Source organism: Rhodococcus sp. AH-ZY2 (assembly GCF_030916465.1).
GTDB classification, from domain to species: domain Bacteria; phylum Actinomycetota; class Actinomycetes; order Mycobacteriales; family Mycobacteriaceae; genus Rhodococcus; species Rhodococcus ruber.
The window spans coordinates 843,721-858,076 of the sequence record NZ_CP126458.1; the positions used below are offsets into that span (position 1 = coordinate 843,721).

Genomic DNA, 14,356 nt, shown 5'->3' on the forward strand with positions numbered 1-14,356 from the left:
ACGTTAGGCTCGTCCGTGAGCTGGCCCACAGGCAAGGGAGGGGCGGACCGAGTGGTGATCACAGTCGACCCGGCGGTGCCGCGCGCGGACGCCGGCATCGCCTCACGAACCGCCGCCGAGCTGCACGTGCGCCGGGTGAGCTTCCGCTTCGGGCCGCCCCGGCTGATCGGCGTGGAACTGGAATGGCTCACCGCCCGGGCCGACGGCACTCGCGCCCGGCCGGAGTTGCAGGCCATCCTCGAGGCCCTCGGTCCGCACGCCCCCCGGCAGCTGGCTCCCGGCTCCTCGGCGCGGCCGTTGCCGTCGGGCAGCGCCGTGACCCTCGAGCCGGGTGGGCAGGTGGAACTGTCGAGCGTGCCGTGTGTCTCGGCGCGGCAGGTCTGCGATCGTCTCACCGCCGACGCCCGCATGCTGGGTGCGTTGCTGGCGCGCCGGTCGGTGGACCTGGTCGACGCGGCGGCCGACGGGCTGCGCCCACCGCAGCGGCTGCTGCGCACTCCCCGCTACAGCGCGATGGAACTGCGGTTCGATCGGATCGGGCCGCTGGGCCGGCTGATGATGAACAGCACCGCCGCCACCCAGGTGAGCGTCGACGCCGGCGCCGACGACGACGAGCTGGCCCGGCGGTGGCGGGTACTGCACGCCGTCGGACCGGCGCTGGTGGCCGCGTTCGCGTGTTCGCCTTCGCTGCGTGGGGCACCGGACGGGAACTGGGCGTCGCAGCGGATGCGCACCTGGCTGGCGCTGGACGCCGACCGCACCACCCCCGTGCCCGATCCGGCGCGCTACCCGGCGTGGGCGCTGGACGCGCCGCTGCTGTGTGTGCGCGCGACCGGCGGGGACTGGCATGCGCCGCCCGGCGCGTCGTTCGCGGACTGGCTGGGTGGCGACCTGGACGACGAGATCGGGCGCCGGCCCACCGTCGCCGACCTGGACTACCACCTGACCACCCTGTTCCCGCCGGTGCGTCCCGCCGGGCACCTCGAGGTCCGGTACATCGACGCGCAGCCGGGGGCCCTGTGGCAGGTCCCGGTCGCCGCGGTCGAGGCACTGCTCACCTCGCCGGCCGTCATGGACGAGGCCCTGGCCGTCGCCGCCCCCGTCGTGGATCGCTGGCAGGAGGCGGCCGAGTTCGGACTCGCGGATCTCGAGATCCGGGCCGCGGCGGTCGGACTGCTCGCCCTCGCCGCGGAGGCGTCGCCGGACATGCGGTTCACCGCGGCGCTGGACGCGGCGGCGGAGCGGTGCTGCCGCGGTCGCACCCCGGAGGTCCAGGATCGGTGAGCGGTCTGCATGCCCGGCTCGACCGGGACCTCGCGCGGGCGCGGGCGCGGGTGCTCGCGCTGACCGACATCGACGACGCGGAACTCACGGCCCAGCATTCACCGCTGATGAGTCCCCTCGTGTGGGACCTCGCGCACATCGCCAACCAGGAGGAACGCTGGCTGCTCCGGGCGGCCGGCGGTCACGCCGGTGTGCGCCCGGACGTCGACGACCTCTACGACGCCTTCCGCCATCCGCGGGCGGACCGGCCCGCGCTGCCGCTGCTCGGGCCGCGGGCGGCCCGCGACTACGCGGCGGAGGTCCGCGCGCACACGGCGGACGTGCTGGCGCGGTGCCGCTTCGACACCGACCTCACCCGCGAGGGTTTCGTGTTCGCGATGAGTGTCCAGCACGAGGTGCAGCACGCGGAGACGATGCTCGCGACACACCAGCTGCGGGCGGGGCCCCCGGTCCTCGACGCGCCGCCGGCGCCGCGGCGCGCCGAAGCACCGGCCGCGGCGGAGGTGCTGATCCCGGGCGGGGAGTTCGAGATGGGGACGTCGACGGATCCGTGGGCGTTGGACAACGAGCGGTCCGCGCACCGGGTGTACGTGCCGGCCTTCGCGATCGACACCGTGCCGGTCACCAACGGGCGCTATCTCGAGTTCCTCGCCGACGGCGGCTACGCCCGCCGGGAACTGTGGAGCCCGCAGGGGTGGCTGCACCGCGAGCAGGCGGGACTCGAGGCTCCCCAGTTCTGGACCCGCGACGACGCGGGCACGTGGTGGCGCCGCCGGTTCGGGGTGACGGTGCCGCTCGACCCCGACGAGCCCGTCGTGCACGTGTGCTTCCACGAGGCCGAGGCGTTCGCCCGCTGGGCCGGACGCCGGTTGCCCAGCGAGGCCGAGTGGGAGAAGGCCGCCCGCTGGGACCCGCTGACCGGGCAGAGCCGGCGCTACCCGTGGGGCGACGAGGAACCGACCGAGGCCCACGCCAACCTCGGCCAGCGGCACCTCGAGCCGGCCGTCGTCGGGGCGTACCCCGCGGGTGCGTCGCGTCTCGGGGTGCACCAGCTGATCGGGGACGTGTGGGAATGGACGGCGTCCGGATTCGAGCCGTACCCCGGATTCGCGGCCTTCCCGTACCGGGAGTACTCGGAGGTGTTCTTCGGGGGCGACTTCCGGGTGCTGCGCGGCGGCTCCTTCGGCACCGACCCTGCAGCCTGCCGCGGCACCTTCCGCAACTGGGACCTGCCGATCCGGCGGCAGATCTTCGCCGGCTTCCGCTGCGCGCGGGACGTGCCGGATGTGTAGACACCTGGGATACCTCGGGCCGGTCCGCTCGGTGAGTTCCCTGGTGACCGAGGGACCCCGGTCGCTGGTGCGCCAGTCGTGGGCGCCGAAGGACATGCGTGGCGGCGGCACGATCAACGCCGACGGGTTCGGGGTGGCATGGTGGGGTGCGGACGGCTTCGGCCGCTATCGGAACCCCACCCCCATCTGGTCCGATCCCTTTGTCGCCGAAGGTCTTTCGCATATCAGCGCCGGAGCCGTCATGGCGTCGCTGCGTTCGGCGACGGAAGGCATGCCGGTGGAGCGCTCGGCGTGCGCCCCGTTCACCCGCGACGGCTGGGCGTTCAGCCTCAACGGCGTCGTCCGCGGCTGGCCCGGGTCGCTCGTCTCGCTGGCCGAGCGCCTGCCGGTGGCCGAACTGCTGCGGCTCGAGTCGCCCACCGACGCCGCCGCGCTGTGGCTGCTGTTGTATTCGCGGCTGCGTTCCTCGCGGCCCGAGCAGGCGTTGATGCGGCTCGTGCACGACGTGCTCGACGTCGCCCCGGCTTCGCGGCTGAACCTGTTGCTGGGCAACGGTTCCGGGCTGTGGGCGACGGCCTGGTACCACTCGCTGTGGACCCTCGTCGACGAGGACGTCGCCGTGGTGTCCTCGGAACCGTACGACGACGATCCGCGCTGGCGCCAGGTGCCGGACCGGCACCTGGTCAGCGCCCGACCGGGGCACCTCATCGTGTCCCCCATGGAGGTGGCCGTCTCATGACGGTGGACGTGTACCTGACGCCGGAGCAACTCGACGAGTCGCTGCGGGCCGACGCGCGCCGCGGGCTGACGTCGTCGCCGAAGTGGCTCTCGCCGACGTGGCTCTACGACGAGCGCGGCGGCGAGCTGTTCGATCAGATCACCCGGCTGCCGGAGTACTATCCCACCCGCACCGAACGGTCTCTGCTGCAACAACATTCGTCGGAGCTCGCCGACGAGGCGCGGCCCGAGATGCTCGTCGAGCTCGGATCGGGATCCTCGGAGAAGACGGAGATCCTGCTCGACGCGCTGCGACCGTACATCCATACGTACGTACCGCAGGACGTCTCCGAGGTCGCCCTGCAGTCCGCGGTGACCCGGCTCTCCGTCGAATACCCGGACCTGACCGTGCGGGGCGTCGTCGGCGACTTCACCGGATCGCTCACGCATCTGCCCGGCGGCGGACGCCGCCTGATCGCATTCCTCGGCGGCACCATCGGCAACCTGGCGCCCACCGAGCGCGCCGCGTTCCTCACCGACCTCGCCGCGGTGCTCGAGCCGGGGGAGTGGCTACTGCTCGGAATCGGCCTCGTCACCGATCCCGACGTGCTCGTGCCGGCCTACGACGACGCCGCCGGGGTCACCGCGGAGTTCGACCGCAACGTGCTGAACGTGCTCAATGCCCGGCTCGGCGCGGACTTCGAACCCGGGAAGTTCCGGCACGTCGCGGTGTGGGACCCGATCAACGAGTGGATCGAGATGCGACTCGAGGCCACCGAGCCCATGACGGTCCGGATTCCCGGCCTCGACCTCGAGATCGCGTTCGAGGAGGGCGAGCATCTGCGCACCGAGATCTCCGCCAAGTTCCGGCTCGACGGCATGGGCCGCGAACTGACCGAGGCCGGGTTCGTCGTACGGCGCGAGTGGATCGATCCCGACGGCCGGTTCGCGCTGATCGGCGCGAGCCGCAGCTGACCCGCGCGGTCCCGGCCGCCGACGCGACGCCGGTTGGACAGCGCGGTCCCGGCCGCGCGAGGCTGGCAGACGTGACGTCCCCGCGACCCGTGCTGACCACCCCCGTCCTGCTGTTGATGGCGGCGGCCACCGGCCTGTGCGTGGGCGGCAACTACTTCAACCAGCCGCTGCTCGACTCGATCGCCGTCGCCCTGGGCACCTCCCACTCCGCCGCCGCGGCCACCGTCACCGTCGCCCAGGTCTCCTACGGCCTCGGGCTGCTGTTCCTGGTGCCGCTCGGCGACATGTTCGACAAGCGCCGCCTCACGGTGGGGCTCATGCTCGCCGCCGCGGCCGGCCAGGCGCTGAGCGGTTTCGCTCCGACCATCGCGGTGCTGGCCGTCGGCACGGCGATCGCGGGATTGTTCTCGGTGGCCGCGCAGGTGCTGGTGCCGTTCGCCGCCACCCTGGCCGAACCGGAGCGCAGTGGGCAGGCCGTCGGGACGGTGATGAGCGGCCTGGTGCTCGGCATCCTGCTCGCCCGCAGCGTCGCCGGGCTGCTCGCCGGCCTCGGCGGGTGGGCCACCGTCTACCGGGTGAGCGCCGCCGTGATGGTCCTCGTCGCGCTCGCCCTGTGGCGAGCGCTGCCGACGTCGCGCCCTGCCGAGCGCATCGGCTACGGGACCACCCTGCGTTCGCTCGGCACCCTCGTGCGCACCCAGCCGCGGCTGCGGACCCGGTCGGTGCTCGGCGTCCTGTCCTTCGCATCCGTGAGCGCCCTGTTCTCCACGATGGCGTTCCTGCTGTCCGGCGAACCCTACGGATTCGACGAGGTGCAGATCGGGCTGGTGGGCCTGGCCGGGGTCGCCGGCGCGGTGATGGCCAACCTCACCGGCCGCCTCGCCGACCGTGGCCTCGCGCAGCTCGCCTCCGGCGCCGGCGCGGCGGTGCTCGTCGTGTCCTGGGCCGCGCTGGCGGCCGGAGCGCACTCGCTGGCGTGGTTCCTGATCGGGATGGTCGCGGTCGACCTGGCACTGCAGGCCGTCCACATCAGCAACCAGAGCATCGTCTACGCGCTGGCGCCCGCGGCCCGCTCCCGCATCAACGCGGTGTACATGACGACGTACTTCATCGGTGCCGCGGCCGGTTCGGCGCTCGGCGCGCTCGCGTGGACGAGCGCCGGCTGGACCGGGGTGTGCCTGTTCGGTGTCGCGGCGGCCGCCGCGACCGCCCTGGTGTGGCTGGTGGATCTGCGGGTGGCGCGACGAGCGGTCGCGGTGCCGGCCTGACCCGCTAGCGGAGGGCGGGCTGCGCGGCGGACCGTCGCGCGAGGACCGGAAGGATCACCAGCGACACCGCCGCACCGGTCAGCGCCAGCGCCGGGAACCCCGCCGCCGCGACGACCAGACCCGAACCCAGACCGCCGCCCGCCCCCGCCAGCGCGACGAACAGGTCCGCGGTGCCTTGCGTGGCCGCGCGGGACTCGAGCGGCACCGCATCGGTGACGAGCGCGGTGCCGCTCACCAGGCCCAGGCTCCACCCGAAACCGAGCAGGCCCAGCGCGAACGCGAGGGCGGGCACCGAATGCGGCGGGGCCAGCGCCGCCGACACCCCGGAGGCCAGCAGGACGAGTCCCGCGGCGGCCGCGACCCGGTAGGGCCCGACCCGGTCCACGAGCATCCCCGCGATCGGGGACGGCAGGAACATCGCCGCGACGTGGATCGCGATGACCACGCCCGTCGCCCCGACGTCGTGCCCGTGGTCGCGCATGTGGATCGGCGTCATCGTCATCACCGCCACCATCACGAGCTGTGTCACGATCATCACCACCACCCCGGCGGTCACCGCGGGCGACCACTGCCGGGCCACGGCCGGCCGCTCGCCGTCCGGCGCCGGCTCCGCGGCCGCCGCGCGGCTGCGGGCGAGCAGGAGCGGATCCGGACGCAGCAGGACCCACAGGACGACCGCGGCGAGCCCGTAGGCGACGCCGGAGAGCACGAACGGCCCGGACAGCCGGGGAATGCCCCAGGATTCGGCGGCGTCGCCCATGACGGCGGTCAGGTTCGGGCCGACCACCGCCCCGAGCGTCGTCGCCAGCAGCACCGTGCTCACCGCGCGCCCCCGGCGCTCCGGAGCGGCCAGGTCGGCGCCGGCGTAGCGCGCCTGCAGGCTCGTCGCGGTGCCCGCTCCGTAGACGAACAGGGCCGCGAACAGCAGCACCGCGGTGTCGAGCGCCGCGGCGGCCACCACACCCGCGCTGCCGAGCGCGCCGGTGGCGTACCCGAACGTCAGCCCGCCACGGCGCCCGGCGCGCTGCGAGATCCGCCCCACGGCGACGGCCGCCGCCGCCGACCCGATCGTGAACAGGGCGCTGGGCACCCCGGCGAGACTCGTGCTGCCCAGCATGTCCTGCGCGAGGAGCGCGCCGACGGTCACGCCGGCCGCCAGGCCCGCGCCGCTGAGAATCTGCGCGGCCACCAGTACGGTCAGGACGCGGCGCTGTTCCGGGATCGGTTCGGTCACAGCCGGGACGGTACGCCGGTACCGTCGGCGGTGACACTTCGGTGAGGAGACACAGTGACCGATTCGGAGCAGGTCGAGAACGAGAACGCCCGCGTCTCGCGGATCTTCGACGAGATGTCGAAGAACTACGACCGCGGCATGAGCCTGGTCGAGCGGTTGATACTCGGCCCCGCCCGGCACTGGGCGGCCGCGCAGGCGCGCGGCCGCGTCGTCGAACTCGCCGTCGGCACGGGCCTCAACCTGCCGCTCTACGGACCCGAGGTCGAACACGTCGTCGGCGTCGACATCTCGCCGAGGATGCTCGACCTCGCCCGGACGAAGGCCGCCGCCGACCCGCGCGTCGAACTGCGCGAGGGCGACGTGCAGGCCCTCGACCTGCCCGACGCGAGCGCGGACACCGTGCTCTCGACCTTCACGTTCTGCACCGTGCCCGACCCGGCCCGCGCCGCGGCCCAGGCGTACCGCGTGCTCGTCCCCGGGGGCCGGATCGTGCTCGCCGAGCACGGGCCGTCGACGAACCGGGTGCTGCGTGCCCTGCAGCGGGGCATCGAGCCGCTCAGCATCCGCTTCGGCGCCGACCACCTGCTCCGCGACCCGGCGCCCTATCTCACCGAGGCCGGGTTCGTCGTCGACGACGTGCACCGCACCGGGCGGATGGGCATCGTGTTCCGGGTGCTCGCCCACAAGCCGGCCTGACCTTCCCCGGAGCCGAGCGCCTGTGCCGTTGCGTCGGTCCGAGCGGGTGAGCGATACCTCCGCTCGGGTCGGGCGGGCGGCGGCGAGACCTACCGCCCGTGGGGGCGGGGCTAGAGATCGCTGGTGACGGGCAGCAGCCGCAGCTCGCGCGCGCGGGTGATCGCCTCGACCCGTGTGTGAACCCCGAGCTTGCGATAGATGCTGCGCAGCTGCGTCTTGACCGTGTTCGGAGAGACGAACAGGAGGCGGGCGATCTCGCTCTGCGGGCATCCCTCGGCCAGTAGCGCGAGCACCTCCCTCTCCCGCGGGGACAGCTCGACCCGTGCGACCTCGTCCGGGAACACCGCCCCGACGGGACCGCCGGGCACCGCAATCCCGCTGCGCTCTTCGAGTTCGCGCCGGTGCCGGTCCGGCACGGTGGTGAACGCGCGCCGATTGCCCAGCGCCTGCCCCAGGGCGCAGGCGCGCTCCCAGCACACGGCCGCGGCCCCCGGATTGCCCAGGTCGAGCTGGGCGGCGGCCTCGAGCAGCAGCGCCTCGAGGTGGGCCCGCGGGAAGCCGCAGTCCGGCCAGGACACCCGCGCGAGCTTCTTGACGGCCCGGCCGGGATTCCCGCCGAGCAGATCCACCCGAGCGTCCGGCACGACGAGGATCGGGTGGTGCCGGGGCTCGAGATCTGCCACGGCGCGCGCCAGGTTGCCGTTGCCGAGAGCCAGGTGCAGGTCGATCTCCGTCGCGGTGAGCAGCGTTCGGGAGAACGCGCCGTCGCCGTGCCGATGGGCGTGGCCGGCGACGGTGTGGTGCAACCACGTCAGACCCGCGTACGCCTCGACGGTGAGCAGCGCGTGCTGGGCGTGGGCGTAGGCGACGAATCCCCACAGCTCCTCCCGGTCGCTGGGCGCGCCGAGCAGGTCGATCATCGCCTCGGCCGCGTCGACGTCGAGGGCGTCGAGATGGGTCAGGGCAGTGGCGACCCGGCCGCCGACCTTGACGAGTTCGCCGAAGAGCCCGTCGGACGGTTCCGCCGTCGCCTCCCGGGCGAGCCACCGGCGGGCACGCGGCACGTCGCCGACCAGTGCCCAGTTCAGCGCCGAACTGCCGGCGGCGTTCTGGACGATGTACGGGGTGCCCGCGGCGACGCCGCCCCGGTAGGCCGATTCGAACTGCCGGTTGGATTCGGCGAGATCCGCGGCGAGCTGGAAGGTGATCGCCCACTGGACGCGCAGCAGCGGCAACTGCGGGGTGATGTTGTCCGGCTGGTGCGCGAGCATGCTCTGCACCAGGGGTTCGAGCCGCCGCGTGCACGCGGCACCCTGGACGTAGTCGCCGGCGACCCGCAGCGCGAGCGACTGCACGGTCGCCAGGTGCAGGACGTTCGCGGCGTCCGGCCCGGCGCCGAGTGCGTGCAGTTCGTCGGGCTCGCCGGGGAGCGAGGCCCGCAGGATGGGATGGTCGGCGAGCATCTGCACGAACAGTGCCCGCCCGGCGAGCACGGCCGGGTAGTCCTGCAGAAAGTCCTCGGGAATCGTCCGCAGCACGAGAATGAGTTCCTCGAGATGCTCGGCGACCATCTGGCCCCAGCTGCGTTCGACGATGCCCGCGGCCATCGCCCAGTTGCGGGCCTCGGCCGCATACGTCGCGGCCGGCGCCGGCCGGCCCGCGTCCCGATGGCGGCGCGCGAGCACGGTCATCAGCTCGTCGACCCGCCCGGGTTCCTCCTGCCGGGCCTGGTCGAGCACCGCGAGCCGCAGGGCCGACGGCCACGCCCACGTCCGGGTCTCGGCTGCCTCGTCGACGACGAGCAGGCCCCGCGCTTCGAGCCGGTCGAGAAGTCCGGCCGCGTCCGACCGGCCGGTGAGCTCGGCGGCGAGTTCCGCGTCGAGAGCACGGGCGGCGACCACGCGCAGCGCGAACGCGCGCTCCTCGGCGGTCAGCGTGTCGAGCAGAACCGATGCGGACCCGGCGATGGCGACGGCCAGTTCGGGCGACGGCCGGCCCTCCTGGTCGACCGGTGCGCCCCGGTGCAGCCGCGCGACGTTCAGCGCACCCGAGATCAACTGCGGCAACCCGCCCAGCGCGCGGCAGAGGTCGCCGTACTCGTCGGCCGCGAGCTCCACCCCGGCGGCGCGGAAGAACTCCGCGGTCTCGCGCGGCGTGAACCGCAGATCGTGGGCGGAGACGAACGTGCAGTCCACGCCGGCCGTGGCTACGGCCGCCGATGCGGCGCTGCCCCGTACGCAGACGGCGACGTCGACGGACGGGCAGCGGTCGAGCAGGTGCCGGATCGCCGGCAGCAGGTCGTCGAGCGCGGTGGCGGGGAGCCCGTCCAGGACGAGCAGGGACGGCGCCGGGCGGGATCGGAGGACCTCGGCGAGCTGTTCGGCCGGGTCACCGGGCGCGACGTGTTCGCCCAGCACCGTGCAGACGTCGGACCAGATGCGGTCCGGTGCCGCGTCGTCCGCCACCGGCACCCACGCGATGTCGCGTTCGGGTGCGCCGCCCCGGTGCAGCCACGTGGCCAGGAGCGTGCTCTTGCCGAATCCGCCCGGTGCGTGGACCACCGTGAGCGCGGACCCGCGGTCGAGCATGTCGAACAGGCGGGCGCGGGGCACGGCGGTGGCCAGCGTCCGCCACGTCGGTACCCCGGTACGGACGGCGCCGGGGACACTCACGGCAACTCCTCTCGCTCGGTCTGTCGACGCACGCCGGCATGTGCGGTCTCCACCGTTGTCCCCGGTGTCCCCGACAGACCCCTCGGCACGGGCAGACTACCCGGTCTCTTCCGGACCGAGGAGAGGGATGTCCGGTTTGCGTAGTCCGACCAGGCGTTACAGACGACGAGGGGAGGTTGTCGACTGCGGCACCGGACGGTGCCGCGACAACCTCCCCTGGGGGCGAGAGCTCCTACCTCGTCGCGCTGAGCCGCGCCTTCTCCAGGGCGGCCAGGGTGCGCAGGATGGTGGCCTTCTGCTTCTCGAGGTCGCCGCGGCGGGCGCGGGCGGCGAGGCCGGACTGCTCGGCGACGAGCGCGAGCTGCGCATCGATCGCGGAGAGCTGATCGAGCAGCGCGAGGGCGCGGTTCTGGATCTCGTCGACGTCGACGCCGCCGGTGCGTACCGGCGCCGGTTCGGCGGCGCGCTGCGACGGGCGCACCGAGGGCGTGCGCGGGGTGGCGGGCCGGCGCACGGTCTCGGCGACGACGGCGGCGGCGCGGGGACGCAGAGCCTTGCGCACGAGGGCGGGATCGGGTTGTTCGGCGAGCCGGATGTCGTTGAGGACGCGGCGCGAGTCGCGGGCGGCCTTGCGGTGCTCGTACTCCTCCTCGTCGTCCGACTGCAGTGTGCCGCCGATGGGGCGCAGACCGTACATGCCGACGAACTTGCGGGCCTCGTCGATGATGGATTCGTGCGTGCGGCAAGTGCCGCAACGGGGTTCGTTACGGAACGGCTCGACGGACTCGGTGTCGCCGCACCAGACGCAGGCTCCGGGTTTCCACCGTCGGACGGTCTCGAGTTTCGCGTTTTCGGTGGGGGCCTCGAGGGTTCGCGCGTCGATCACGAGGAGCCACCTTAAGTGAAGACCGGTGGGGTCCGCTCGGGTGGGTCCGGCGCGACCTGCGACTGAAGGTGTCGGCGTGACGAAGATCATGCCGACGGCAGGTGTACGGGCGGCAAACTCTTGTGCCACAGCACTTTCCGTACCGATCGGTACGGCACCGAAACCCCCGGATCGTCCGCGATGCGAACGCTTTTCAGGTGGCGGTGGCGGCGGTCAGCCACTCCACGAGGGGCCGGACGTCGCGCCAGGCGGAGCGCACCTCGTCGAGGGTGCGCGGGGTGTCGATCCACTCGGGCGAGGGGTGTGCCCGCGCGGCGGTGAGGGACTTGTGCCGCAGCAGGTCGAGTCGGGGGTGGTCCTCGGCGACACCGCGCGGACGGGTCTTCAGCCGTTCGCCACCGATCTCGTACCCGGCCCGGTGCAGCCGCCGGACGAGCGGTTCGAGTCGCGGTCCGCGGCGCGAATCGTCCACGGCGGCACGGTATGCGGCGACCTGGTCGGACGAGCCCCGGTAGAAGCCGCCGGCGACCCGCAGCCCGGCCGCGTCGATCTGCACGTAGAAGCCGACGCCGGGCCCGGTCTGCACGAAGCCGCCCTGATGGGTCTTGTACGGCGACTTGTCCGTGCTGAAGCGCACGTCGCGGTGCGGGCGGAACGCCTTGCCCGCTCCGAACTCCGGTTCGAGCTCCGCGAGCAGCGCAAGCATCGGGCCGCGCACGCAGTCGTCGTAGACGGCCTTGTGCGCGGCCCAGAACGGCTTGCTGTTGTCCGCCTCGAGATCCTCGTAGAAGTCGAGGGCGGCAACGGGGAAGCCGGTGAACATGCCGGGTGTCCTTTCGGTCCGGTGACGGTCCGAAAGTACACCGCCTCCCGCGGCTACGCGGAACCGTTGAACAGCGACGTCACCGAGCCGTTCTCGAACACCTCCTGGATGGTGCGCGCGAGCAGCGGTGCGATCGACAGGACGGTGAGCGTCGGGAAACGCTTCTCGTCGTCGATCGGCAGCGTGTTGGTGACGATGACCTCCTTGGCGCCGCACGACGCCAGGCGCTCGGAGGCCGGATGCGAGAGCACACCGTGGGTGGCGGCGATGACGACGTCGCCCGCGCCGGCCTCCTTCAGGATCTTCACGGCGCCGGCGATCGTGCCGCCGGTGTCGATCATGTCGTCGATGAGGATGCAGGTGCGGCCCTCGACCTCGCCGACGACACGGTTGGACTTGACCTGGTTCGGCACGAGCGGGTCGCGGGTCTTGTGGATGAACGCCAGCGGGGCACCGCCGAGGGTGTCGGCCCACTTCTCGGCGACGCGGACGCGACCGGAGTCGGGGGAGACCACGGCGATGTTCTCGACGCCGTACTTGTCGCGGATGTACTCGGCGAGCTGGCCCTGGGCGTGCATGTGGTCGACGGGGCCGTCGAAGAAGCCCTGGATCTGGTCGGTGTGCAGGTCGACGGTGATGATGCGGTCCGCGCCGGCGGTCTTGAGCAGATCGGCGATCAGGCGAGCGGAGATGGGCTCACGGCCGCGGTGCTTCTTGTCCTGGCGGGCATAGGGGTAGAACGGCAGAACGGCGGTGATGCGCTTGGCCGATCCTCGCTTGAGCGCGTCGATCATGATGAGCTGTTCCATCACCCACTGGTTGAGCGGGAACGGGTGACTCTGCAGCACGAACGCGTCGGAGCCGCGGACGGACTCCTCGAACCGCACGAAGATCTCGCCGTTGGCGAAGTCCCGCGCGGTCTGCGGGGTGACCTGGACGTCGAGCTCCTTCGCCACCTGCTCCGCCAGCTCGGGGTGGGCCCGGCCGGAGAAGAGCATCAAGTTCTTCTGGTTGTCGATCCAATTGGAGGTCACTGGTCCTGGCCGTCCTTTTGCCGTTCGATCTCTTGCTGCTGCCGTGCTGCAGTCGCTGCCTCGGCCGCGGGGGTCCCGGGGCGGTTCCGCTGGACCCAGCCTTCAATATTGCGCTGTGGCGCACCCGACACCGCAAGCGCCCCCGGTGGAACGTTGCGGCGCAGGACCGTGCCGGCGCCGGTGTAGGCGCCGTCGCCGACCGTCACGGGCGCCACGAACATGGTGTCCGATCCGGTCCGGACGTGGGATCCGACGACCGTGTGCGACTTGTGCACGCCGTCGTAGTTGACGAACACGCTCGAAGCCCCGATGTTCGAGTGCTCGCCGATGGTGGCGTCGCCGACGTAGGTCAGGTGCGGCACCTTCGAATGCGGCCCGATCTCGGCGTTCTTCGTCTCCACGAAGGTGCCGATCTTGCCGGATTCGCCGAGGTCGGTGCCCGGACGCAGGTAGGCGAACGGACCGACGGTCGCCCCCTCGCCGATCACGGAGTCCGAACCGTGGGTGCGCACCACCGACGCTCCGGCACCGACCCGCACGTTCGTCAGCGTGGTGTCCGGGCCGATCACCGCGTCCTCGCCGACCACGGTCCGGCCGTGCAGCTGCACCCCGGGGAGCAGGGTCACGTCCCGGGCGAGGACGACGTCCACGTCCACCCAGGTGCTGGCCGGGTCGACGACGGTCACGCCCGCGCGCATCCAGTGCTCGAGGGTGCGCCGGTTCAGCTGCGCCGCGAGCGCGGCGAGCTGCACCCGGTCGTTCGCGCCCGCGACCTTCGTCGCGTCGGCGAGCTGGGCGGCGAACACCGCCCGGCCGTCCTGCCGCGCGATCGTGACCACGTCCGTCAGGTACAGCTCGCCCTGGGCGTTGTGGGCCCGCAGCCGGGTCAGTGCGCCGCGGAGGAACTCGGCGTCGAAGGCGTAGATGCCGGCGTTGACCTCGTCGATGGCGGCCTGTTCGGCGTCGGCGTCGGCCTCCTCGACGATCTCGCGGATCTCGCCGTGGCCGTTCCGGACGATGCGGCCGTACCCGGTGGGATCGTCGGCGAGGAACGTCAGGACGGTCACCGCGGACTGCATCGGCTCGGCGAGGTGCTCGGCTTCGAGCGCCTCGAGGGTGTGGCCGTCGAGCAGCGGGACGTCGGCGTTGGTGACGACGACCACGCCGGAGAAGTCGCCGGGCAGGGCGTCGAGCCCGCACTGCACCGCATGCCCGGTGCCGAGCTGCCGGTCCTGGACCGCGATCGACACCTTGCGGTCGAGCGTCTCGGCGATGTCGGCGGTCGCGGCGGACACCCGCTCGCGCTCGTGCCCGACGACCACCACGAGGTGGTCCGGGTCCAGCTCCGCGGCCGCGTGCAGCGAATGGGCGAGCATCGTGCGGCCCCCGAGGGTGTGCAGCACCTTCGGGGTCTTGGACCGCATTCGCGTACCCGCTCCGGCCGCCAGGACGACAACTGCGGTCTGCACTTGCAT

General features: G+C 72.7%; 12 protein-coding genes. 6 read left to right on the plus strand and 6 right to left on the minus strand.

Features of this window, described 5'->3' with window-relative positions:
• Positions 1-51 precede the first annotated feature (51 nt).
• The 5 genes from egtA to QNA09_RS04980 all read left to right on the plus strand — a co-directional run bounded on the left by egtA (position 52) and on the right by QNA09_RS04980 (position 5,536).
• Positions 52-1,284 (plus strand): ergothioneine biosynthesis glutamate--cysteine ligase EgtA, encoded by a 1,233-nt coding sequence (egtA, locus tag QNA09_RS04960; protein WP_017679502.1) that lies wholly within the window; start codon positions 52-54, stop codon positions 1,282-1,284.
• A complete protein-coding gene (gene egtB / locus QNA09_RS04965; RefSeq protein WP_040274471.1) occupies positions 1,281-2,576 on the plus strand; it encodes an ergothioneine biosynthesis protein EgtB in 1,296 nt (431 codons plus the stop codon). The genes egtA and egtB overlap by 4 nt, the downstream gene beginning before the upstream one ends.
• Positions 2,569-3,315: an ergothioneine biosynthesis protein EgtC gene (egtC, locus tag QNA09_RS04970; protein WP_026137478.1), complete on the plus strand. Its 747-nt coding sequence runs from the start codon at positions 2,569-2,571 to the stop codon at positions 3,313-3,315. The genes egtB and egtC overlap by 8 nt, the downstream gene beginning before the upstream one ends.
• Positions 3,312-4,268: an L-histidine N(alpha)-methyltransferase gene (gene egtD, locus QNA09_RS04975; protein ID WP_017679505.1), complete on the plus strand. Its 957-nt coding sequence runs from the start codon at positions 3,312-3,314 to the stop codon at positions 4,266-4,268. The genes egtC and egtD overlap by 4 nt, the downstream gene beginning before the upstream one ends.
• Before the next feature lie 71 nt (positions 4,269-4,339).
• Positions 4,340-5,536 (plus strand): MFS transporter, encoded by a 1,197-nt coding sequence (locus QNA09_RS04980; protein WP_026137479.1) that lies wholly within the window; start codon positions 4,340-4,342, stop codon positions 5,534-5,536.
• 4 nt (positions 5,537-5,540) lie between these two features.
• Here the strand turns inward: QNA09_RS04980 and QNA09_RS04985 are convergent, their stop codons facing one another.
• Complete coding sequence (locus tag QNA09_RS04985) at positions 5,541-6,770, minus strand: MFS transporter (RefSeq protein WP_119699513.1); 1,230 nt, start codon at positions 6,768-6,770, stop codon at positions 5,541-5,543.
• 54 nt (positions 6,771-6,824) lie between these two features.
• On the opposite strand from QNA09_RS04985, the gene QNA09_RS04990 reads away from it, so the two are divergent.
• Positions 6,825-7,466, plus strand: a complete 642-nt coding sequence (locus tag QNA09_RS04990; protein WP_010592950.1) for a class I SAM-dependent methyltransferase — start codon at positions 6,825-6,827, stop codon at positions 7,464-7,466.
• Positions 7,467-7,576: 110 nt separating this feature from the next.
• On the opposite strand, the gene QNA09_RS04995 is transcribed toward QNA09_RS04990, so the two are convergent.
• From QNA09_RS04995 to glmU, 5 genes are all read right to left on the minus strand, one after another.
• Positions 7,577-10,138, minus strand: coding sequence for a LuxR C-terminal-related transcriptional regulator (locus tag QNA09_RS04995; RefSeq protein WP_119699514.1), 2,562 nt, complete (start codon positions 10,136-10,138; stop codon positions 7,577-7,579).
• Between the two features lie 232 nt (positions 10,139-10,370).
• Positions 10,371-11,024: a hypothetical protein gene (locus QNA09_RS05000; RefSeq protein WP_010592947.1), complete on the minus strand. Its 654-nt coding sequence runs from the start codon at positions 11,022-11,024 to the stop codon at positions 10,371-10,373.
• 193 nt (positions 11,025-11,217) lie between these two features.
• Complete coding sequence (locus QNA09_RS05005) at positions 11,218-11,847, minus strand: DUF2461 domain-containing protein (RefSeq protein ID WP_010592946.1); 630 nt, start codon at positions 11,845-11,847, stop codon at positions 11,218-11,220.
• 53 nt (positions 11,848-11,900) lie between these two features.
• Complete coding sequence (locus QNA09_RS05010) at positions 11,901-12,881, minus strand: ribose-phosphate diphosphokinase (protein ID WP_003937863.1); 981 nt, start codon at positions 12,879-12,881, stop codon at positions 11,901-11,903.
• Positions 12,878-14,356, minus strand: a complete 1,479-nt coding sequence (gene glmU / locus QNA09_RS05015) for a bifunctional UDP-N-acetylglucosamine diphosphorylase/glucosamine-1-phosphate N-acetyltransferase GlmU (protein WP_119699515.1) — start codon at positions 14,354-14,356, stop codon at positions 12,878-12,880. The genes QNA09_RS05010 and glmU overlap by 4 nt, the downstream gene beginning before the upstream one ends.

What these genes read in the sequence shown, in the direction of transcription:
- egtC (WP_026137478.1), top strand. Translation starts at nt 2,569, where the DNA reads ATGTGTAGACACCTGGGATACCTCGGGCCGGTCCGCTCGGTGAGTTCC.
- QNA09_RS05005 (WP_010592946.1), bottom strand. Translation starts at nt 11,847, where the DNA reads ATGTTCACCGGCTTCCCCGTTGCCGCCCTCGACTTCTACGAGGATCTC.
- egtD (WP_017679505.1), top strand. Translation starts at nt 3,312, where the DNA reads ATGACGGTGGACGTGTACCTGACGCCGGAGCAACTCGACGAGTCGCTG.
- glmU (WP_119699515.1), bottom strand. Translation starts at nt 14,356, where the DNA reads ATGCAAGTGCAGACCGCAGTTGTCGTCCTGGCGGCCGGAGCGGGTACG.